This window comes from Microtetraspora sp. NBRC 16547 (assembly GCF_030268965.1).
GTDB lineage: Bacteria > Actinomycetota > Actinomycetes > Streptosporangiales > Streptosporangiaceae > Microtetraspora.
The window spans coordinates 469,320-490,642 of sequence record NZ_BSSE01000002.1 but is presented as its reverse complement, the minus strand read 5'-3'; the positions used below and the strand labels follow the sequence as shown (position 1 = coordinate 490,642).

Genomic DNA, 21,323 nt, shown 5'->3' with positions numbered 1-21,323 from the left:
GCTCATCGGGCCCCGCCGAACATGTCGCCCAGCCGGACCATCCTGGTCGCCGCCGCGAGCACGACTGCGGTGGCCACCAGCATGAGCACGGCCATCGCCCCGGCCGCGGGGAAGTCACGCAGTTGCTCGACCTTGATTCCGATGAGCTGCGCGATCAGCGCGTTCTGCGGTGAGCCGAGCAGCACCGGGGTGACGTAGAAACCAAGCGCCACGACGAACACCAGCGACAGCCCGGCGACCACGCCCGGCATCGACAGCGGCAGGACGACCGTGCGGAAGGTGGTGGCCGGTCCCGCGCCCAGACTCCTGGCCGCGGTCACCAGCCGTCTGTCGATGCCCTGCATCGTGCTGTAGAGCGGCAGCACCATGAACGGCAGCAGCACCTGGACCATGCCGATCACGACACCGGGGAGGGTGCCGACGAGTGTCACATCGTGCAGCCCGAACTGTTCGAGCAGCCAACTGATCGGACCACCGCGCTGCAACAGGACGACCCAGGCGAAGGTACGGGCCATCAAGCTCAGCCAGAACGGCAGCAACGCGAGCGCCACGAGCACGGCGCGGACCCGCGGTCCGGTCGTGGTCATCAGATACGCGTAGGGGTAGGCGATGATCAGTGTGACGACGCTGACCAGGGCGGACACCCACAGCGTGCGGGCCAGGACGCCGAGCGTGACCCCGTCGCCGAGCAGGTCGCCGTACTGGGCGAGGCCGAGGGAGGGCTCGGTGAAACTACGCCAGATCAGGGAGATCGCCGGATAGAGGAAGAACACGGCGAGCGCCAGCAGCGCTGGCGCGAGCAGCCCGAGCGCCGGATCCGGCCGGAGCCGGTCGGGGAGTCTCATGACGTGGTCCAGGCCGTCCATTGGGTGACCGCCTGCTGCTGATTCTCAGCCCACCACACGGCGTCCTGTGACACCGACTGCTCGGAGATCGTGGGACTGGTGACGTTGTAGGCCGCGTACACCTGGTCGAGCTTGGGGTCGGCGGCGGAGTTGACCGGCGCGTAGGCGATGTTCTCCGCCAGCTTGGCCTGCGTCTCCGGGGTGAGCAGGCTACGGATGGCCGACTGGGCCTCCTTCACGTGCGCGCTGCCTTTGGGGATGACCACCGAGGCCCAGCTGAACAGGTTCTGCTTCCACACGGGGGCGTACGGAGCGCCGTTCTTCACGGCCTCGGCGGCCCGGCCCGACCAGACGAGCGCCATGTCCGCCTGCTTGGCCTCCAACTGCTGCTGGCTGACCGAAGAGGTCTTCCACAGGTTCACCTTGCCCTTGAGCGCGTCCCACTTCTTCAGCGCCCGCGGGATGTCCAGCGGATACAGTGCAGACGGTTCCACACCGTCGGCCAGCAGTCCGACTTCCAGGGGCCCGGCCGTGACGTTGGCGGGGGCCGCGCGGGTGCCGGGGAACTTCGCCAGGTCGAAGAAGTCGGCGAAGGACGTGGGCGGGTTGGCACCGTACTTGTCCTTGTTGTAGGCAAGCAGCAGGGAGTATCCCCATATCGGGAGCGCGCAGTCGCTCACGGTGCCCTTGGGCAGCTTGTCGACGTCGATGCCGGTGTGATCGAGCTTGACCACGGACTTGCCGCATTCCTGGATCGGGTAGAAGGGTTCGGTGTCCACCAGGTCCCAGGTGACCTTCCCGGCTTCGACCATGGTGGCGAGCTTGGCGTAGTCGGTCGGCGAGTCCTGGGAGACCGTGACGCCTTCGGTCTTGCCCCAGGGCTCCAGCCACTGCTTGACCATCACGTCCTGGGTGACGCCGCCGTACGCGACGAACGTCAGCGACTTGCCGTCGCCGGCGGAGTCGGATCCGCACGCGGCCAGGGTCGTCAGGCCGAGAATGCCCGCCACCGCCGCGGCCAGGGATCGATGTGCCCGCATGATGCCTCCAGCTCCGGAACTGCGAAGTTCCGGTCCGTTGCTTGGCCCTTGTTCGGGGATGAGGGTATTCATCCCAATAGATTGCATGCAAGCATGCACGCAATTTTGTTACAGTGTGGAGACAGCCTGGCAAAAGGCAGAATGATCAATGTCCCCGAGCCGTCATGGCACGGCGACACGACCAGCGACACGAGGAGCACTGTGGCCCGCGCGTACTCAATGGATCGTCGTGCCGTCCAGCGTGAGCAGACTCGCAGCAGGCTGATCGGAGCCGTGCACGCGCTGATCATCGAGCGCCGGTCCACGGCGGTGCAGATGGCGGAGATAGCGGAACGTGCGGAGGTCTCCATCCGCACCGCCTACAACCACTTCGCCTCCACAGGGGAGCTACTCGGCGCCGCGATGGCGACCATCACCGAAGAGTTCGCGCAGTTGCAGCCGGACGCCGTCGACACCTCCGACACCCCACCGCGAGAGGCCTTCCGGCGGCTGATCCGCGACTGGTACAACCTGTTCGCCGTCGATGCGGACAAGCTCGACGCGATGCTGGCCATCCACGACTCCGAGGAGCTCGGCGCGTCTCTCATCGAGGCGCGCAACCTGCGGATCGACCGCATCACCGCGATCCTCGACCGGGCGGATGAGCAGGGTCTGTTGCGCGTTCCGCTACGCGATGCGGTCGCACTCACCTACTGCGCCACCGGGTTCGCGTCCTGGTCCGCGCTGGTGCCGCAGTTCGGGCTGGACCAGGACCACGCCATCGACCTGATGATGGAGAGCCTGCTGCGCACGCTGTTCAGTGACGACGCTCGCGGGTGAGCTCCGCGGGGGTGAGCTTCACCGATCCGCAAGCTGCGGCGCACGCGGCCTCCCCGGTACACCGCTGCGCGGCCCGGAGAGCATGGACGCATACGGCGGCTGGCTCGGGACGGCGGTCGACCTGGGCGCTGGCACCAGGCCTAGATCGCTCCCACACCATCTCCCGAACGCGAACTTCATGGCACAATGCGCTTGCCTGATCACTTCCAGTGAGGCAAGCTGGTCACGTCGCGCCCCTGGGAGTGCGGAAGTGAGGCCGGGACTACCGAGGGATATCGGGTGCCCGGCCTTCGCGTTGTCACCTCATTCCAGGCAGATCACCCGGATCTGGTCGGCAAGCACCTCGAAATATCCTGGTTGCCCGTCAAGCCACCAGGTCGTGGCGCCGACCACGGCATCCGCCGTCCACAACAGCGGCTTGTCATAGGGCGATGCCCAGCTCACTTCCATGGTCAGCGATACGCGGAGCGATCGGCGCAGGCTGGTCAGAAGGCTTCTGTCGAGCGGGTCTTCGGTGTAGCGGCTCTCCAGGACCACCTTCGCGATGCCCTTCGCGTCGAGTTCGAAGAGTAGGCGTTCAAGGCACAGCCGTCTTGCTCGCTCATGCCGGATGTTTCGGCCTGACGGCGGGGCGTCAGAGCTGGCGAGTCGCACGATTTTGCCGACGAATTTCAGGCGCAGGACACTAGGACTGCAGCATTCGTCCGGCGGTCACGGGGTCACCAGGGGAATGCGAACAGCCCGAAGTAGGCGGCGGTGAGCAACAGCAGGCCGGTGCCGCCGAGCACGCAGGCCAGCGTGAACGACTGCCAGCGGGTGGGCTCCCACCCGTCGCGCAGGGCGCCGATCACCGCCGCCGTCATGGCGACCTCCTGCGCGAGCATCAGCACCGCCAGCAGCCGTACGACCAGCCACCCGGACTGCACGGCCGGCCAGGCCCCGGCCTGGTTCACCGAGAACAGCACGATCAGGATGATGAACGCGAGGGCCGCGGCCAGCATGCCGAGCCCGGTCCAGGCCATCCGCCTGACCCTGCGCCGGATCCCGGACCACGCCTGCGCGTTGGCCGCGAGCCTCAGGTCGCGGCCGCGGAGCCGGACGACCATCTCGGTGACCGGGGCGGAGACATAGCCGACGGCGGCCAGGCAGATCGTGAGCCACAGGAAGGTGGTGCCGCCGTACCAGGGGGCCGCGGGGACGTCGGTGGCCTGGAACCGCTGGACCGGCGTCGCGCCCGCGATCGGCGGCCCCTGCCCGGCCGTGCCCGGCAGACCCTTGATCCAGTTCGCGAGGGTCGGCAGGTAGTCGGAGACGAACTGCCCGCCGTTGATCCGCATCGCGTGGTCGGCCCCGGCGAGGAACCGGATCGTGTAGTCGCCGTTGCCGCCGGCGGCGAGCGCCGAGGTCAGGGTCCGGGTGCTCTCGACGAACGGGATCGACGGATCCATGGTGCCGTACAGCGCGAGGACGGGCTGGGTGATCTTCGTCAGCGACGGGACGCCGTCGTAGCGCAGGAAGTCGAAGCCCACGCCGCCCATCGCGCGGGTCAGCAGGTCGCGCGCCCCCGTCGGGGCGTGCAGCCGCAGCAGCTGCTCGTTCAGCGCCCAGGCGACCTGCCGGAGGGGCGAGACGTTCGGCGAGGACACCAGCACGACGTACCGCACGTCGGCGCTGCGCGCCGCCGCTATCGGCACCACCCAGCCCCCTTCGCTGACGCCCCACAGGCCGGTACGCGCCGGATCCACGTCGGGCCTGGCCCGCAGGAGCTCGATCATCCGCAGCGCGTCGTCGGCCAGCAGCCCGAAGTCGCGGTCGCGGAAGGAGTACCCCACGGTGCGCTTGTCGTAGGCGACGGTCACGACGCCCCGTTCGGCGAGCCACTTCGCCTGCGAGGTGAACTCGGTACCCGTGCCCGAACCCGAACCCTGCACGAACACCATCGCCGGATGCCGTCCCGGGGAGAGGGGCGCCCGGATCGTGGCCCTCAGATCCTCTCCTCGCGCGTGGACCGTGACCCGCTCGGTCGAGAAGCCGCTCTCGACCGGCACCGTACGGGACTCCGCGGCCGGCTGGGCCGGAAGCGAGTGGAACTCCTCGGACGCGGGCAGTGGAGCCGGGTCGAACGACGGGGGCGAGAGCACGTATCCGACCATGGCGAGCGCGACTGCCACGACGGTGGCCGTTGCGGCCAGCGTGCCTCGGCCGATGTTCATGAGACGGCTCCCCGAGTGACGAATCCTGTACTCCGCCGCGCCCTGCTCTTTACCTTTGCCCACTGATCGGCGGGTTAAGTCATTACGTGAAACTTGAGATGCGGAGGAGGACGCATTTGTCAGGGGGACCTGTTAACTTCCTGCGACATGCGGGTCTTGCACACCTCCGACTGGCACCTGGGCCGTTCGTTCCATCGAGAGAGCCTCTTGGCCGCTCAGGGAGCGTTCGTCGACCATCTCGTGGAGACCGTCCGGGCCGAGCGGGTGGACGTCGTGGTCGTCGCGGGCGACGTCTACGACCGCGCGCTGCCGCCGGTGGACGCGGTCGCGCTCTTCGACGACGCCCTGCGCCGGCTGGCCGCGCTGGGCGCGCACTCCGTGCTGATCAGCGGCAACCACGACTCCGCCGTGCGGCTCGGGTTCGGCGCCGACCTGATGGAGCGGGTGCACCTGCGCACGGACCCGGCCCGCGCTTGGGAGCCGGTCGTGATCGACGACACCGCGTTCTACGGCATCCCGTACCTCGAGCCCGAGTTGGTCAGGGAGCCGTGGGAGCTCCCGGAGCGCAGCCACAGCGCGGCGATCGGCCACGCCATGACCGCGATCAGGACGGACGCCGCGGCGCGCGGCGGGCGCTCCGTCGTGCTGGCCCACGCCTTCGTCACCGGGGGAGAGGCCAGTGACAGCGAGCGCGACATCACCGTCGGCGGGGTCGCGCACGTGCCGCTGAGCGCCTTCGACGGCGTGGACTATGCCGCGCTCGGCCACCTGCACGGGCGGCAGACCATGAGCGAGACCGTCCGCTACTCCGGATCGCCGCTCGCCTATTCGTTCTCGGAGGCCGACCATGTCAAGGGGTGCTGGCTCGTCGATCTCGGCCCGGGGCCCGGCGGCGTACGAGCCGAGTTCGTGCCCGCCCCTGTGCCCCGGAGGCTCGGCCGGCTGCGCGGCCGCATCGACGACCTGCTGACCGCGGAGAGGTACGCCGACCGCGCCGACCACTGGCTGCATGTGACGTTGACCGACCCGGTGCGGCCCAAGGAGGCCATGGAGCGGCTGCGCGGCCGCTTCCCCCACACGCTGGCGCTGGCCTTCGAACCGGACGGTACGGCCGGCGCGCCCGTGGCTCCGCGGCGGATCGCCGGTCGCGCCGAGATCGAGGTCGCGCTCGACTTCGTCCGGGACGTGCGCGGCGAGCCCGCCGACGACGGGGAGAGACGGCTGCTGGAGCGGGCCGTGGAAGAGTGCCGGATCAAGGAGGTCTCATGAGGCTGCACCGGCTGAGGCTGACCGCCTTCGGCTCCTTCCCCGGCACGGAGGAGATCGACTTCGACGCACTCGGCGAGGCCGGGCTGTTCCTCATCCACGGCCCGACCGGCGCGGGCAAGACCACGGTGCTCGACGCCGTCTGCTACGCGCTGTACGGCCGGGTGCCCGGGCAGCGCGACAGCGCCCGCACCCTGCGCTGCGACCACGCCCCCGCCGGGCGGGGCCCCGCGGTGACGCTGGAGGCCACGATCAGGAACCGCCGATTCCGGATCACGAGGTCACCCGCCTGGATGCGGCCCAAGCTCCGCGGCACCGGCCTGGTGGAGGAGAAGGCCAAGGCCCTCGTCGAGGAGCTGGACGCGGCGACCGGCGCGTGGACGGCCCGCAGCACGCGCAGCGACGAGGCTGGCCACCTGATCGGCGAGCTCGTCGGGATGAACGCCGACCAGTTCTGGCAGGTCGCGATGCTCCCCCAAGGGGACTTCGCCCGCTTCCTGCGCGCGGACGGCGACGACCGTCGCAAGCTCCTGGAGCGGCTGTTCTCGGTGAAGGTCTACACCGAGGTCGAGAAGTGGCTCGCCGAGCACCGCACCCGGACCGGCCGCGCGCAGCAGGAGCTGCGCCAGGAGGTCGACTCCGTCGTGAACCGGATGCGCGGCGCCGCCGGTCCCGGCCTGGCGGAGACGCCCCTCGAGCCTGAGACGCCCCTCGAGCCTGAGACGCCCCTCGAGCCCGAGTCGCTCCCCGATCCGGCGGAGGACCCGCTCGGCTGGTCCGCCGCAGTGCTCGCGGCCGCCGCCGACGTGGTCGCGAAGGGCGGCGAGGAGCACGCGACGGCCGCCGCCGCGCTGGCGTCCGCCCGTTCCCGCCTGGACGACGGCCGGGCGCTGGCCGACCGGCGGCGACGCCACGCCTCCGCGCTGGCCCGCCGTGAGGAGCTGGCGCTGGCCGCGGACGAGCGGTCCGATCTGGAGGCCATGCTCGACGAGGCAGCCAGGGCCGACCGTGTGCTGCCGCTGATCCGCCAGGCCGGTCAGCGGGTCGAGACGGCTGCCAAGGCGCGGCGGCTGGCCGTGGACGCCGTGGCCAGGGCGCTGCCGATCATCGGTGCCCCGGTCGACGGGGCCTGGCCCGACGTGGCCGCGCTGCGCGAGCGGGAGCGGGAGCGGCGTGACGAGGTCGCCCGCCTGGAGCAGCTTCGCCCCGAGGAGTCCCGGCTGACACAGGTCAGTGCGGAACTCGGCCTGGCCGGCGAGCGGCTGGCCGAGCTGGCGGGGCTGCGGGCCGATCTCGGCGAGCGTCTCGCCACGCTGCCCGGGGAGCTGGCCCTGGCCGAGGAGCGGCTGGAGGCCGCGCGGCTGGCCGCCGCCGCCGTCGCCGGTCTCCAGGCCGCCTGTGACGGCGCCGACCGCGACCTCGCGGCGGTGCGCCGCCGCGACGCCCTCGCCGCCGAGCTGGCCTCCGCCACGGAGGCGCGGGCCGCCGCCCTCGCGGCGCTGCCCGACACCCCCGACCTCCGGCCGGTACGGCTCACGCCGCCGGACGGCGACACCGGCCGCGTCCTGGCGGAGTTGGAGCGGGCCTGGCGGGACGAGCTGGCCAGGCTGGAGCTGCTGGCGGGGGAGGAGGAGCGGCTGGCCGACGTCACAGACCGGCTGGCCGGGGTGCGCGCCGACATCGTGGAGGCGGCGGAGCGGGAGGCGGCCGCGCTCGCGGGTCTCGCGTCCCTGCCGGCGGCGCTCGAGGAGGCGGACGAGCGGCTGGCGCGGGCCCGTGCCGCCGCCGCGCGGATCCCGGCGCTCGAGGCCGCCGTCGGCGCGGCCCGCGACCGGCGCGCCGCCGCCGCCCAGCGTGACGCGCTGACCGCCGAGCTGGCGGAGGCGGAGCGGGAGCGGCTGGCGGCGGTGGACCACGCGCAGGACGCGCGCGACCGGCTCCAGGGCGTGCGGTCGGCCCGCATCGAGGGCATGGCCGCCGAGCTGGCCCGGTCACTCGTTCCCGGAGAGCCGTGCGCGGTGTGCGGTTCCGCCGAGCATCCGGCACCCGCCGCTCCGTCGTCGGCGGCGCCGACGGCCGACGACGAGCAGGCGGCGCAGGACGCTTTCGAGACCGCCAGGCAGGGCCGGGAGGCCGCGGAGAGCCGGGTCGCCGCGCTGGCCTCCCGGCTGGACGAGGTCACCCGGCGGGCGGAGGACCTCTCCCAGGAGGACGCGGAGGCACGCCTCGCCGCCGCCGAATCCGATCTCGCCGGGGCACGGGACGCCGCGGCCGGGGAGCCAGACGCCGCCGCCGAGGCCGAGCGGCTCACCGCGGAGTCGGAGGCGCTGCGTGACCAGGCCGACGAGGCGGGCCGCGCGCTGGCCGGGCACCGGACGGGTGAGGCCGAGCTCCTGGCCGAGCGCGGCCGCCTCACCGGCCGCCTCGCCGCCGCCCGGGGAGAGGACGCCGACGTCCGGGCCAGACACGCCAGGTTCGCGGCGGGGGCGCGGCTGCTCACCGCCGCCGCCGAGGCCGTCGCCCTGGCCGCCGAGACGCGGGCCGCGTACGACCAGGCGCGGGCCGCCGTCGCGGAGCTGACCGTTCCGACCGAAGCCGAGGCGGCGCCCGGCGATGCCGCGCCGACCCAGGATGCCGCGCCGACCCAGGATGCCGGGCCGACCGGCGATGTCGCGCCGGCCGACGACGCCAGGCCTACCGGGCCGACCGGCGACACGGAACCGACCGAGCACGCGATGGTCGCGGTCCTCGCGGAGGCGGAACGCGCCCTGCGGGAGGCGTGCGATGCGGCGGAGGGCGAGCCCGGCCTCCTGGCGGAGGTGCGAAGACTGGCCGCCGAGCTCGCCGAGGCCGAGGAGCGTTCGCGATCCCTGGAGCTGGACGCCGCCGAGACCCGGACCCGGCGCGCGCAGCTCGCCGGGGAGGAGGGCAGGCTGGCCGTGCTGCTCGACGAGGCGCGCGGCGGCGACGCCTCCCTGGAGGCCAGGCTGGAACGGCTCGCGGCGGACGCCGCGCTGCTCTGCGATGCCGCTGAGGCGGTGCACGCGTCGGAGAGCGCCGAGAGCGAGAGCGCGGCGGCCCGCTCGGCGGCGGCCGGAGCCGCCGCCGAGGCCGGGTTCGCGACGCTGGACGACGCCCGCGCGGCGGTGCGCGCCGAGGCCGAGCGCGAGGAGATGGCCGAGCGGCTGCGGCGGTTCGCCGCCGAGGAGGCCGCCGTGGAGGCGCAGCTCGCCGATCCGGAGCTGGTCGCGGCGGCGGCCGTGCCCGAGCCGGATCTGGCGGCGCTGGAGGCGGAGCACGAGCGGGCGGAGCGGGAGGCCTCGGATCGGACCTCGGCCCGAGACCATGTCAGGAGCCGGCTGGAGCAGCTCACCGGGCTCGCCGCCGAGCTGGAGGACGCGCACGGGCGCTACGGCCCGGCGGCCGAGCGGCACCGCCTCGCCCGCCGGCTGGCCGAACTCGCGGGCGGGACCTCGACGGACAACCCGTTCAGCATCCGGCTCTCGGCCTACGTGCTGGGGGAGCGGCTCCGCCAGGTCGTGGACGCCGCGAACGAGCGGCTCGACCGGATGTCCGGCGGGCGCTACCTGCTCCGGCACGACCAGAAGAAGGCGGCGGGCGACCGGGGCAGATCCGGCGGCGGGCTGGGGCTGCGGGTCCTCGACGGCTGGACCGGCGTGGATCGCGACCCCGCGACCCTCTCCGGCGGCGAGAGCTTCATCACCTCGTTGGCGCTGGCTCTCGGCCTGGCGGACGTGGTCACGGCCGAGGCCGGCGGTCCCGAGATCGGCAGCCTGTTCGTGGACGAGGGGTTCGGCACGCTCGACGAGGACACGCTCGACGACGTCCTGGACATCCTCGACGGTCTGCGCGAGGGAGGCCGGGCCGTCGGCATCGTCAGCCACGTGGCCGAGCTGCGGACCCGCATCCCCGCCCAGATCCGGGTGCGCAAGGGCCGGGGCGGCTCGACGCTCTCCCTGGCCTGACCCGACGTCGCCTGGCAGTGAGGATGTAGGCGAACGTTTCCCGGTGGGGTCTGGCTCATCATCTGACAGCGACCTCGCCTGACCTGGGTCAGCCTGGCCTGGGTCGGCCTGGCCTGGGTCGGCCTGGCCTGGGTCGGCCTGGCCTGGCCCTGAGCTGGCCTGATCTTCGCTGGTCTGACCCGGTGCTCCGGGCGATCAGACGGTGTCGTCGACGTGGAGGGCCTGCAGGGCCAGCCAGGCGATGACCCGGTCCTCGGTGACGGCGACCGACAGCCCGGTGAGCTCCTCGACGCGTCCCATCCGCTGGCGGAGGGTGTGCCGATGGATGCCGAGCTGCGATGACGCCGCCTCCCAGTTGTTGTTCTCGCCGAGGAAGACCCGCAGCGACCGGAGCAGGATCCGGGTGGAGTCGTTCTCCAAGAGCGGCAGCAGCGGCGAGGTGAGCGCGGTGCGCGCGGCGGGGTCGAGATGCTGGAGGATCAGCCGCTGGGTCGGCAGGCCGGCGAACTCGACGACCGGCCGGGCGTCCGCGACCGCCACTTCCAGCGCCTGCTCCGCCTGGCGGCGGCTGAGCAGGGACGCGGACGGCGGCTGGGCCGTACCGACGCCGCATCGGGCCGGAACGCCCTCGCGCTCGACCGCCTCGCACACCCGCGCGGTCCACCGCCCCAGCTCGTCCTCGGGCAGGAGCACCGTGACCATGGAGGACTCGGAGCTGACGAGCGGCGGCACGTCCAGTTCCGCGCACCACTCCAGGACGTTCTCCTCCAGCGGGACGGCACGCGACCGGGAGCGCAGGAGCGCGACGGCGATGTTCCCGGCGAGGAGGTTCCACCGGGCCGAGACCCGCTGGATGAGCGCGGGGTCACCGGACATCAGCGCGTCCACGGCGTCGGCCCGGGCGAGCCCCCAGGTGTCGCCGCCGCTCAGCGGGTTGAGCGCGAGGTCGAGCAGCAGGGCCGCGTGCTGGGCCAGCTCCCTGGTGAGGCTGATCCGGTCCGGGCGGGGAGCCACCACCAGGTGGGCGCGGGGACGCACCGGGTCGCCGACGCCGTACACGGTCAGGCCAGGATGCCGGATGCGGGAGCGCTGGCCGAGCGCGGCGGCACGGGCGTCGTCCAGGTGCACCCGCGCCGCGCCGACCGCCGCGTGCGTCTTCCCGTGCCGGTCCATCAGCACCGCCCAGCTGTCGATCCTGGCGGCGAGGGTGGCGACGATGCCCTCCGGCCCGGCGCTGCGGGCCACCCTGGTCATGCTGGAGACGCCCTCCGCGATCAGCCGCGACTCCGCGGCCCCGGTCCGGAGCAGGTCGCCGTTGAGTTGGTAGGTGATGTCCTGGAAGGCCACGCCGGAGGGGATCTCCAGCACCGCCATGCCGTGCGCGGCGGCTCCGGCCACCAGCGCCTCCGGCACGGACGGGTGCCGGAGCCCGACGCCGAACCCGAGGGCGGCGACCCCGGCCTCGGCCAGTCTCGCGGTGTACGCGGTGAGCGCCTCCGGCGTGGCCATCCGGTCGAGCTGGAGGCCCAGGGTGAGGAGCATCTCACCGCCGCGCAGCCACGGCGTGGGGTCGGCCAGCTCCGAGATGTGCGTCCACCGGATGGGGCGGTCCAGCCCGGCGGATCCGGTCGGGACGCGCAATCGGAACCGCTGCGCGACATCGCCCACTGTCTCCAGCACGGCGCACTCCTTCTCTGCTCCTCTTCGGCTGTTCCGCGAATCGCCTCCGCCGCGCCGCCTGCCGGGCCGCCCGCCGGGACGCAGGCCGGCCGAACCTGCCGGGCCGTACACGGATCAACGCTGGGTCACCGTGACACGAGGCCGGGCGCGGGGGGAAATATCGGATCGGCGTCCTCGGCACAGGTCGATGGACATTTGGCTACATGCGGGAAGAAAGCACGCAAACCTACCCTTAACCCCGTTCCAGTAACACCGGGTGACGGCTGCGCTGTTCCCCGGCCGAGCGGAAGGGGCGGTATGCGCGCCGCGGTTTTCGAGTCACCCGACAAGCCCGTCAGGGTCGAGCAGGTCGAACTGGCTCCGCCGGGACCCGGTGAGGTCCGGGTCAAGATCGCCGCAGCCGGGGTCTGCGGATCCGACCTGCACGTACGCCGCGGGGAGTGGGACGTGCCGCTGCCGCTCGTCATGGGCCACGAGGGCTCGGGTGTCGTCACCGCGCTCGGGCCGGGCGTGACCAGCCTCGCCGAGGGCGACCACGTCGTCCTCTCCTGGGTCGCCCCCTGCGGCCAGTGCCGCTACTGCCGCGCCGGGCACGAGGCCCGCTGCCAGGTCGCCGCCACCGTCGTCGCCCCGGGCGGCGTGCTCCAGGACGGCACCAGCCGGCTCAGCCGGGGCGGCGAGTCGGTGTACCACTACCTGGGCGTGTCGTCGTTCGCGGAAGAGGCCGTGGTGCCCGCCTCCGGCGCGATCAAGATCCGCGAGGACGCGCCGCTCGACACCGTGGCCCTCGTCGGCTGCGCCGTGGCCACCGGGGTCGGCGCGGTGACGAACACCGCCGCCGTCCTGCCCGGCAGCACGGTCGCGGTCATCGGCTGCGGCGGCGTCGGGCTGTCCGTCGTCCAGGGAGCCAAGCTCGCCGGGGCCGAGCGGATCATCGCGATCGACACCCGTCCGGAGAAGACCGCCCTCGCGGTGACGCTCGGCGCCACCGACCAGATCTCCGGCGCCGGGGTCGACGTGACCGAGGCGCTCCGCGACCTGCTGCCCGACGGCGTCGACTACGCCTTCGACGCGGTGGGACACCAGGCCACGCTCGAATCGGCCATCCAGATCCTCGGCCTGGGCGGCGCGGCCGTCGCGGTCGGGCTGCCGCCCCAGGGGACCCTCGCCCGGTTCGATCCCCTCGTTCTCGCCGAGGCCGACCAGCGGATCCTCGGCTCGAACTACGGCAGCGTCCGCCCGGCGATCGACATCCCCGCACTGGTCGACCGCTACATGGACGGCCACCTCCAGCTCGACCAGCTCGTCAGCCGCCGGACCTCCCTCGACGAGGCCGGTCCCGCCCTCGACGCCCTGGCCAGCGGCGAGGCGCTGCGCACCCTACTGATCCCCTAAGGAACTCCCCAATGACCCAGACCAGCGCCCGCCCCTCGTCGGCTGATCACGGGCTACGGCGAGGGGCGATGTCGGGCGGCGAGGTCGTCGCCCAGGCCATCGCCAACATCGCCCCCAGCGCCGTCATCGCGTTCTCCGTGGCCGGGATCTTCGCCAGCGCCGGGAACGCCTCGTGGCTGTCGTTCGCCCTCGCCACGATCGTGATCCTCGCGGTGGGCTACTGCATCTCCCAGTTCGCCAAGCGCCGCGCCTCGGCCGGCTCCCTTTACAATTACGCGGCCCAGGGCCTCGGCCCCCTCGGCGCGTACGTCACCGGCATCACGCTGATCATCGGCTGCTTCGGCATCGCCTCCGGCTCCCTCGGCGGCGCCGTCTACCACTTCAACGCCTTCCTGTCCTCCATCGGGCTGACGATCGAGAACACGGCGTGGAACGTCTTCCTCGCGCTGGTGATCGGCGGGCTGGCCATCCTGTTCACCGTGTGGGGCATCCGGATGTCCGCGCGGATCTCGCTGATCCTCGAGGTCATCTCCATCGCCATCATCACGATCATGCTGGTGATCGTGCTGGTCGCCGGCGACGGCCCCGTCTTCGACGCCGACCAGTTCTCGCTCAGCGGCGCGACCCCGCACGGCATCGCGGTCGGCATGGTGCTGGCCATCCTCGGCTTCGTCGGCTTCTCCAGCTCCGACGCGCTCGGCCGTGAGGCGCGCAACCCGTTCAAGGCGATCCCGCGGGCGATCATGTGGAGCGCGGCCGGCGTCGGCGTGCTGTACATCTTCGCGTCCTACGTCCAGGTGTCCGGCTACCGGGTGCTCGGCGACCTCGGCGCGAGCGGCAACCCCCTCGACGAGCTGGCGGTCGCCGCCGGCATGCCCGGCTGGTTCCGCCCGGTGGTCAGCCTCGGCATCACGGCCTCGTTCTTCGCCGTGGTGGTCGCGCCGGTCAACGTGCTCGGGCGCATCGCCTTCGTGATGGGCAAGGAGGGCGTGCTGCCCGCCTCGCTCGGCCGTACGCACCGGACTCAGCAGACCCCGCACCGCGCCATCCTCGCGATCGCGCCGCTCGCGGTGCTGCTGACCGCGACGCTCTACGCCCTCAATGTGGACGGCATGGAGATCACCGTGCTCGTCGACACGTACGGCACCTTCGGCTACATGGTGGCCTACGCCGTGGTCGCGCTCGCCGCGCCGATCTTCCTGCGCCGCGAGGGTGTGAGGGCCTCGCTGATCTGGCCGTGCGTGGCGATCTCGGTGATCGGCATGGCGTACGTCTTCTACGTCAACGTCGTGCCGTGGCCCGCCTGGCCGCTGAACTTCGTGATCTGCGCGTTCCTGGTCACCTTCGCCGTGGCGCTCGGGTGGTACGGCTATCTCAGGGCGGTGCGGCCCTCGGTGGCGCAGACGATCGGCACCACCGAGACCGACTTCGCGGAAATGTCCTGACGCCTCCGCGGCGGGGCTACGTCCCGGCGGCGACGCCGCCGGGACCCGCCGGTGACGCGGCTCGCGGGCGGGCGACCCAGTCCGCGAGCATGCGCACCCTCTCGGCGTGCCGGTCGTGCCCCACGATGACCGGCGGCTCGTTGTACGGCATGGCGTCCGAGGAGCGGCGCAGCTTCACGTACTGCCCGCAGGCGTCGATGGCGTAGGGCTCCATGTCGTCCTGCAGGGCGCCGATGACCGTGATGCCGTGCATCTCGCCGATCTTGCGGAACAGCGCCACGGCCTCCCTGCGGTGCTCCTTGCCGAGGTTGCGGCCGAGCTCGTCGAGGACCAGCGTCAGGTGGCCGCCTCCCGAGGACGCGATCGCGGCGGCGCAGACGAGCTTGACCGCCTTCTCGTCCATGAGCGCCGTGTTCGCCCGCCGGTTGTAGGGCACGAACCCCTGGCCGTCACCCCGCCGCCACTTGGGCACGACCCGCCACGACCAGCGCTGCTCGGGATCGGCGGGCGCGGCGGGCACCGGGAAGTCCAGCGTCGCGCCGTAGCCGCCGTATCCCACGTCGAGCTTCTCGAACTCCTCGGCGACCCGGGCCAGGCGGGCCCTGATCGCCTCGGTGAGCGCCGCCCGGTGCACGGCCGTGGACTGCGCCGCGTCCTCCGCGCCGCGGTTCGCCGTCTCCAGGTCGCGCCGGCGTGAGGAGAGCTGGGTCTCGATCTGCTGGCGGCGGTGGCGTTCGTACTCCTCCTGGCCGCGGAGATAGGAGCCGAGAGCGGCGCACACCGCGGGGAACGTGGCCAGCTCCTCGGCCGACCGGCCGCTCCGCCGCTCGTTGACGAGGAAGGCCAGCTCCTCCGGCATCTCGTCGCCCGTCTCCGCGGAGTCGCCGAACCCGCCGCGCAGGGCCGCGTCGAGATGCCGCTCGGCGCCGCGCCACCACTCGTCGGCGGTCAGCGGCTCCTCCGCCGCGAGCCACCCGCGCGCCTCCTCGACCGTGCCGCACCACTCCTCGGTGAGTCCGCCGAGGTCGAGTGCCCGCCGCTCGGCGGTCGTCCGGGCGGCCTGCTCCCGGGCCCGGTCGCGATCCGCCTCGAACCGCGCCCGGCGGCCCTCCAACCGCTCGATCTCCATGTCGCGGGTGCGCGCCCTGAAGTCGAGGGCGCTCACGCTCTCCTCCGACGCGTCGAGCGCCGGTGCCAGCTTGTCGGCCGCCGCGTGCAGCCCGGTCAGCAGCTCCCGCTGAGCCTCCAGGCGGGTACGGACGTCCTCCAGGCGGACCGCCGCCCGGGCGCCGTCGGCCCGCCGGACCGCCTCGGCCATCTCGGCCTCCGCCTGCCGCACCACTTCGGCGGCCCGATCCTGCGCGTCGCGGGCCCGGTTCAGGCGCTGCTCGGCGGCCTTGACCCGGGCCTCCCGCCCGGTCACCGCGCTCTCGAAGGCGCCGACGACCGTGACACCCGTGGAGCTGACCAGCACGGATCCCGGCAGGTCGGCGAGCGCCTTCGCCGCCGCGGCCAGGTCGGCGCCGTCCACGATCACCGCGTGCTCGTGCGGCCAGGCCCTGGTCGCGACCAGCTCAGCCGCGGGACCACCGGCGGACGCGTCCCGTGCCTGCTCGGCGACGTCGACCGCGTCCAGCAGGCTGGCGGCGGCGACGCCCCGCCCGGCCAGGGCCGCGAGCTGGGCGGCCGCGGGACCGTTCTCCGCGTCGTCGAGGGCCGCCCGCGCCGTCTCGGCCTCGCTGTCGGCCACACCCAGCGCCTTGAGCGCCTCGTCCACCCGGGCGCGCGCGGCGGCCTTCTCACGCTCGGCGGTGGCCACGTCCCGCCCGTCGGCCTGCCGCCGCAGGTCTTCGAGCGCGGGCGTCTGGGACCGCAGCCCGTCGACGGTGCTCTGGGCCACCGCCCGGTCGGCCTCCAACTTGGCCGCCCGCGCCTGGATCTGAGCCAGCTCGCGCCGGGCGGAGGCGAGGGCGCGGTCGAGCGAGTCGTCCTTCAGGGCGGCGATCTCCTCGCGCAGCGTGGCGATCGCGTCCGACGCCGACTCCGCGGCCTCTTCGCACGTGGCGAGTTCCGCGTCGAGCTCCTCGTCCCGGGCGGCGGCGTCGACCAGCCGCCGGGCCAGCCTCCCGCGCCAGCAGCGCAGCGCGCTCGCGAGCTGGACGCGCGCCTGGTCGCGCCGGTCGAAGGCGGCGAGCAGCGCCTGCGACTCGGTCTCGAACTCGTGCAGCCGGTCGGCCGCCTCCGCCGCCCTGACCCGCTTGGCGTGCTCGTCCCGCCTGGCTTCGCGCTCCTGGTCCAGCTCGGCGTCGAGGCCGGTCAGCGCCGCGATCGCCTCGAAGATCCGCTCGGGGGAGATCTCGTTGAGCGGCTGGGAGAGCAGGTTTGTGGCGACCTTGCTCCGGACCGACGTGGAAAGGAACGACACGCACCGGACGCGGTCGCCGTACAGGACCCGGGTGAGGTCGCGGGCCACGACATCACGGCGCCCGGCGCTGCGCGGGAGCTGGGCCCACACCTCGTCAGACCGGGTGACGCGGTCGGCCTCCGAAGCGCCTCCGGCCAGGCGCACGCCCTCCGTCCACCTGATCTCCAGGTATGGCGCCTCGCGGTTGACCCGCAGCCACACGGTCATCGGCAGGCCGGCCGACGGCACGTCGAACACGCCGACGATGTAGCCATGGTCGGCACTGGCCCACTGCTGGTCGCCGTGCGCGGCGAGCTCGGCGTTGAACAGCAGCTCGGAGACGGCCTTGGCCCCGGACGCGAACCGCCACTGCTCGTCGCCGAGCAGCGCGGTGATCGCCGCGATGAACGACGACTTGCCCGCGCCGTTGGAGTCCTTGGGACCCGCGCCGGCGACCACGATCAGCGTCCCCGGCACGGTCGGCACCGGATGCGTCGACAGCCGGGAGATGTTGATCGCCTGCACGGCGACCAGCACCCGGTCCCCGACGACGTTCTCGGTCTGCGTCAAGCCGCTGCTTCCTTTCCTCGCTCGTCTTTCCCGGGCTCGTCTTTCCCAGGCCCGTCTTTCCCGGTCACGCTCGCCGCGATCTGATCGCGGTGGCGAGCGGCGTCTGCGGTCCGGCCGCCAGGATCAGCTCCTCCTGGAGACGGCGGCGGGCCGCCGCCGTGAGCCGGTGGAACTGCGGGCCGGGAACGTACCCGCCTGGCGCCTCCTCCGAGACGGCCTTGACCTGGGTCAGCAGGCCCACCTGGCGCAGCGTCCGCAGCGCGGACTCCAGCTCGCCGATCGGCAGCAGGGTGCGGCGGCGCAGCTCCTCCACCGCCACGGGGTACGGCGAGAGCCAGGTGTCCTCGGACAGCAACCCATCGGCCCGGGGGATGGCGACCGAGTGGACCAGCACCAGCGTGAGGACCGCCCGCTCGCCCTCCGTCAGCCCCGGCCTCGCGCCCGCCGTCCTTCTGGAGGCGCCGATGAGCCGGGCGGCCACGGCGTCGTCGTACCCGGAGATCCACGTGTCGCGGCGTTGGATCAGGGTCCGACCGCGCCGCGCCAGCATCTCCGCGAGCGTACGGCGCAGCGCGGGATCGCGCAGGGCGGCGAATCTGGCCTCGTGGACCGGCTCGGCCGCGTGCTCGACCGCCATGAGGGCCGCCACCAGCTCGGCCCTTCGGCGTTCGTCATAGGGGGAGAGCAGCCCGTCGAAATCCGGGCTCGTCTCGTCGCGCCCGGCGCTCACCGGCCGGTGGTCGGAAGGCCCTGTGACGGAAGGCGCTGCGACGGAAGACGCTGTGACGGAAGACGCTGTGTCAGAAAGCACCGGGCCGGAAGTCGCTGTCTCAGAAGGTGCCAAGTCGGAAGGCGCCGGGTCGCCGGATCCGGACTCCTCCAACGAAAGCGTCGCGGGGCCGTCCGCGGGCTGCGGGCCGGGCAGGCGGCGCACCAGCTCGCGCAGGACGGCGTGCGACTCCGGCGGCCAGGTCGCGCACCGGGGGCCGAGCCGCACGACGTCGCCGGACCTGATGATCCACCCGGTGTCGGCCAGGCGGCGCAGCGCGCCCACGGCCCAGCTGCGCGTCATGTCGTCGCCCCGCCCGGTCAGCGCGCGATAGCAGGCGAGCACGTCGGAGATCGACGCGGGTGCGCCCGGCCACGGCTCGGCGGCCAGGTCCGTCCAGCACGCCCGCAGGCAGGCCGCGAGCACCCGGCGGGTCTCTCCGGAGCGTTCCACCGGGACGGGTGCCAGGCCGTACTCGTCGAGGACGGACGGTGTCACGCCGTCCGGCCAGACGGGGAGCGCGACCACCGGCGTGCGCGTGGATGCGGCCCCTGGCCCGGCCGCGCCTTCGCCTGCGACCGGCGTGGCGTCGCCGCCGGAGAGCCGGACGAAACCGGGAGGGGCGGGCTCGGCGAGCCGCAGTGCGAGCGGCCCGTGCGCCCGGGCCCGCGCGTGCTCCAGCGCGGCCGCGCCGCCCGGGTCGACCTCGGCACCGGGGTTCTTGGTATTGGGGTTCTCGGTGCCGGGGGTCTCGATGCCGGGGTTCTGGGTGCCGGGGTTCTGGGTGCCGGGAATCTCAGCCATCGGTCGTCACCCGTTCGAGCGTGCCGTCGGACCGCCAGCTCGGATGGCCGCCGGGGTCGGCGCTGAGGGCGTCGGACCAGCACAGCCGGTAGGGCAGCTCTGGACGCAGATCCGCGGACGCGAGGTCGGCGAGCACGCGGCGCATGGAGGCCCAGTCACCGGTCAGCACCTCGGCCAGCGCCACTGCCGCTCGGCCGCCGAGCGCGGACTCCGCCACCGCGGTGAGCCGGTCGAGCCCGGCCACGCCTCCGTCCGCGTAATCGACCGGCCCAGTGTCCGGGAGCGGCGAGCGCGGGGGAGCGGGCCGGACCGGCGCCGGGCGCGGGGCCTCGTCCACCGCCGTGGCGATGGCGGCGGGATCGTGCCAGGGCGCGGGCGCGTCGAAGACGAAGCCGTCGAGCACGGCCGCCAGCCGCTCCTTCGACGCGGTCTGGGCGAATGTGCGCCACGTCTCGGCGGGCAGCAGGGTCAGGTTGCGGGTCGTCCCCGCGGAGTCGGCGAGCCGTCCGGCGGCGCGGCGCGAGGCGTCGCTGTAGGCGTAGATCGCGGCCCGCAGCTCGGTGCAGGTGCGGTCAAGGCCGGGCCACCTGCGCAGGATCGTCCCGTGCAGGCTCTGCGCCCGCCGCGCGATCTCCTCGGTGCCCCAGAGCTTGGGCGCCTGCTCGCGCAGCTCCTCGATCGTCCCGTTGGTCAAGGTGATCAGTTCGAGGGCCCACAGCCGGAACGCGCGGGCGAGGTTCCCCGCGGACTGGCGGGCCTCTTCCATGGTCGTGCTCGGGTCGGCGACGTTGAGATCCTCCAGCGCGAGCAGGCGGTGCATCTCGGACTGGCCGCCGTCGTCCATCATCCGGCGGATGAACATCAGCCCGACGACGCTGGTGAACGACGCCCGGTAACGCAGCTGGTTGGGCTTGGGGAAGACCTCGCGGATCGCGCCGAGTCCCCTCAGCACGCGCAGCCGGTTCTCGAACTGGTCGGTGGGGTGGGTCCGGCAGGCGTGCCGCATCTGCTCATGGGTGAGCCACTCCTCGCCCGCCTCGGCGAACGCGTCGAACAGCGTCTCGGCGATGTCGACCAGGGCGGGATCGTCCACGACCGCGCCGCTGTCCCGCGCGAGCGCGGCGAACATCCGCCGGTACGTCGCGAGCACGGCCTCATCGGTGAGGGCGGCGTCCAGCGTCTCGGGCAACGCCTCCGGGCCGGGATCACGCCGGGTCTCCCGGCGTGCGTCCCGCTGTGAGTCCCGCTGCGGCGCGGGTCGTCTCCCTGGTGAGATCTGCTGAGGCACGCGCTATACCGTACGGCTTGCCGGCGACAATCCCGGCCATGATCCCGTGGCTGGAGCTCAGGCTGAGCCGAAGGCGGCGGGCAGGAGGGCGGGCAGGTCGACCAGCAGCCAGGCTCCTGCGGCCAGCGCGGCGGCGGAGACCAGCAGGAAGAGCACAACCCAGAACGTGCCCGGTATCCGGGTCAGCCGGGCCAACTGGTCGGCGTCTGAGTCGGGCGCCTGGCCGCGCCGGCGCTTGCTCTGCAGTTCGACGATCGGCCGTACGCCGCCGAGCAGGAGGAACCAGACCGCGGCGTAGGCGACGACCGCCTGGACCTCCGGCTTGGTGAAGGACGAGATCGCGAAGACGGCCCCGCCCGTGACGAGCAGCGAGACCGCGCCGAAAATGTTCCGGATCATCAGCAGCATGCAGGCGAGCAGCGCGAGCACGCTCCACAGCAGCAGCGTGATGTGGCCGGCCGAAGTCAGCCAGGCCGCGCCGAACCCGAGCAGCGACGGCGCCACGTAGCCGGAGCCCGCCGTGACGATCATGCCGAGGCCGCGCGGGTTCCCCCTGGTGAGGGTCACCCCCGAGGTGTCGGAGTGCAGCCGGATGCCGTGGAGCCTGCGCCTGGTCAGCACGGCCGCGAGCGCGTGACCGCCCTCGTGCGCGATGGTGATCAGGCCGCGCGCCAGGTGCCACGACGGGGGATAGGCGACGGCGGCGAGCGCGGCGAGCCCGGCCAGGACGATCAGCCACGTCGGCGGCGCGTCCTGCGTCGCGATCAGATGGTTCCAGAGTGCTTTCAGGGGGGCCACC

The 21,323-nt window shown here is 73.0% G+C and carries 14 protein-coding genes; 5 read left to right on the top strand and 9 right to left on the bottom strand.

The genetic code is table 11. From position 1 onward, the window contains the following. Positions 1-2 precede the first annotated feature (2 nt). Together QSK17_RS04885 and QSK17_RS04880 are read right to left on the bottom strand one after the other, a co-directional pair. On the bottom strand, positions 3-845 hold the full coding sequence (locus QSK17_RS04885) for an ABC transporter permease (protein ID WP_285703168.1): 843 nt from the start codon (positions 843-845) through the stop codon (positions 3-5). Next, entirely contained in the window at positions 842-1,885 is a 1,044-nt protein-coding gene (locus QSK17_RS04880; RefSeq protein WP_285703167.1) for an extracellular solute-binding protein, read from the bottom strand. The genes QSK17_RS04885 and QSK17_RS04880 overlap by 4 nt, the downstream gene beginning before the upstream one ends. Before the next feature lie 201 nt (positions 1,886-2,086). Here QSK17_RS04880 and QSK17_RS04875 point away from each other — a divergent pair, with 201 nt between their 5' ends. Beyond that, positions 2,087-2,704 carry a TetR/AcrR family transcriptional regulator gene (locus QSK17_RS04875; protein WP_285703166.1) on the top strand — a complete coding sequence of 206 codons (618 nt, stop codon included), beginning with the start codon at positions 2,087-2,089 and terminating at the stop codon, positions 2,702-2,704. A gap of 303 nt (positions 2,705-3,007) precedes the next feature. On the opposite strand, the gene QSK17_RS04870 is transcribed toward QSK17_RS04875, so the two are convergent. After that, positions 3,008-3,358 carry a hypothetical protein gene (locus QSK17_RS04870; protein WP_285703165.1) on the bottom strand — a complete coding sequence of 117 codons (351 nt, stop codon included), beginning with the start codon at positions 3,356-3,358 and terminating at the stop codon, positions 3,008-3,010. 65 nt (positions 3,359-3,423) lie between these two features. Continuing rightward, the gene (locus QSK17_RS04865) at positions 3,424-4,917 is read right to left on the bottom strand and encodes an alpha/beta hydrolase family protein (RefSeq protein ID WP_285703164.1); all 1,494 of its coding nucleotides are present in this window, start codon (positions 4,915-4,917) and stop codon (positions 3,424-3,426) included. A 147-nt stretch (positions 4,918-5,064) separates the two neighbouring features. Here QSK17_RS04865 and QSK17_RS04860 point away from each other — a divergent pair, with 147 nt between their 5' ends. After that, positions 5,065-6,186, top strand: a complete 1,122-nt coding sequence (locus QSK17_RS04860; protein ID WP_285703163.1) for an exonuclease SbcCD subunit D — start codon at positions 5,065-5,067, stop codon at positions 6,184-6,186. Further along, positions 6,183-10,169, top strand: a complete 3,987-nt coding sequence (locus QSK17_RS04855; protein WP_285703162.1) for an AAA family ATPase — start codon at positions 6,183-6,185, stop codon at positions 10,167-10,169. Before QSK17_RS04860 ends, QSK17_RS04855 begins: the two co-directional genes overlap by 4 nt. A 195-nt stretch (positions 10,170-10,364) precedes the next feature. Here QSK17_RS04855 and QSK17_RS04850 read toward each other — a convergent pair whose 3' ends face one another. After that, the gene (locus QSK17_RS04850; RefSeq protein WP_285703161.1) at positions 10,365-11,849 is read right to left on the bottom strand and encodes a PucR family transcriptional regulator; all 1,485 of its coding nucleotides are present in this window, start codon (positions 11,847-11,849) and stop codon (positions 10,365-10,367) included. Positions 11,850-12,146: 297 nt separating this feature from the next. Between QSK17_RS04850 and QSK17_RS04845 the strand changes: the two genes are divergently transcribed. Together QSK17_RS04845 and QSK17_RS04840 are read left to right on the top strand one after the other, a co-directional pair. Then, positions 12,147-13,244 carry an alcohol dehydrogenase catalytic domain-containing protein gene (locus QSK17_RS04845; RefSeq protein WP_285703160.1) on the top strand — a complete coding sequence of 366 codons (1,098 nt, stop codon included), beginning with the start codon at positions 12,147-12,149 and terminating at the stop codon, positions 13,242-13,244. A gap of 11 nt (positions 13,245-13,255) precedes the next feature. Beyond that, the gene (locus QSK17_RS04840) at positions 13,256-14,689 is read left to right on the top strand and encodes an APC family permease (protein WP_285703159.1); all 1,434 of its coding nucleotides are present in this window, start codon (positions 13,256-13,258) and stop codon (positions 14,687-14,689) included. A 16-nt stretch (positions 14,690-14,705) separates the two neighbouring features. On the opposite strand, the gene QSK17_RS04835 is transcribed toward QSK17_RS04840, so the two are convergent. The 4 genes from QSK17_RS04835 to QSK17_RS04820 form a co-directional block, all read right to left on the bottom strand. Beyond that, positions 14,706-17,663, bottom strand: a complete 2,958-nt coding sequence (locus QSK17_RS04835; RefSeq protein ID WP_285703158.1) for a coiled-coil domain-containing protein — start codon at positions 17,661-17,663, stop codon at positions 14,706-14,708. A 64-nt stretch (positions 17,664-17,727) separates the two neighbouring features. Beyond that, positions 17,728-19,236: a hypothetical protein gene (locus tag QSK17_RS04830; RefSeq protein WP_285703157.1), complete on the bottom strand. Its 1,509-nt coding sequence runs from the start codon at positions 19,234-19,236 to the stop codon at positions 17,728-17,730. Continuing rightward, complete coding sequence (locus tag QSK17_RS04825) at positions 19,229-20,524, bottom strand: hypothetical protein (RefSeq protein WP_285703156.1); 1,296 nt, start codon at positions 20,522-20,524, stop codon at positions 19,229-19,231. Before QSK17_RS04825 ends, QSK17_RS04830 begins: the two co-directional genes overlap by 8 nt. Positions 20,525-20,581: 57 nt before the next feature. Further along, the gene (locus tag QSK17_RS04820) at positions 20,582-21,313 is read right to left on the bottom strand and encodes a M50 family metallopeptidase (RefSeq protein WP_285703260.1); all 732 of its coding nucleotides are present in this window, start codon (positions 21,311-21,313) and stop codon (positions 20,582-20,584) included. Positions 21,314-21,323: the final 10 nt, after the last annotated feature.

Coding starts and splice junctions, on each gene's coding strand:
- QSK17_RS04885 (WP_285703168.1), bottom strand. CDS start 845: ATGAGACTCCCCGACCGGCTCCGGCCGGATCCGGCGCTCGGGCTGCTC.
- QSK17_RS04880 (WP_285703167.1), bottom strand. CDS start 1,885: ATGCGGGCACATCGATCCCTGGCCGCGGCGGTGGCGGGCATTCTCGGC.
- QSK17_RS04865 (WP_285703164.1), bottom strand. CDS start 4,917: ATGAACATCGGCCGAGGCACGCTGGCCGCAACGGCCACCGTCGTGGCA.
- QSK17_RS04860 (WP_285703163.1), top strand. CDS start 5,065: ATGCGGGTCTTGCACACCTCCGACTGGCACCTGGGCCGTTCGTTCCAT.
- QSK17_RS04855 (WP_285703162.1), top strand. CDS start 6,183: ATGAGGCTGCACCGGCTGAGGCTGACCGCCTTCGGCTCCTTCCCCGGC.
- QSK17_RS04845 (WP_285703160.1), top strand. CDS start 12,147: ATGCGCGCCGCGGTTTTCGAGTCACCCGACAAGCCCGTCAGGGTCGAG.
- QSK17_RS04840 (WP_285703159.1), top strand. CDS start 13,256: ATGACCCAGACCAGCGCCCGCCCCTCGTCGGCTGATCACGGGCTACGG.
- QSK17_RS04830 (WP_285703157.1), bottom strand. CDS start 19,236: ATGGCTGAGATTCCCGGCACCCAGAACCCCGGCACCCAGAACCCCGGC.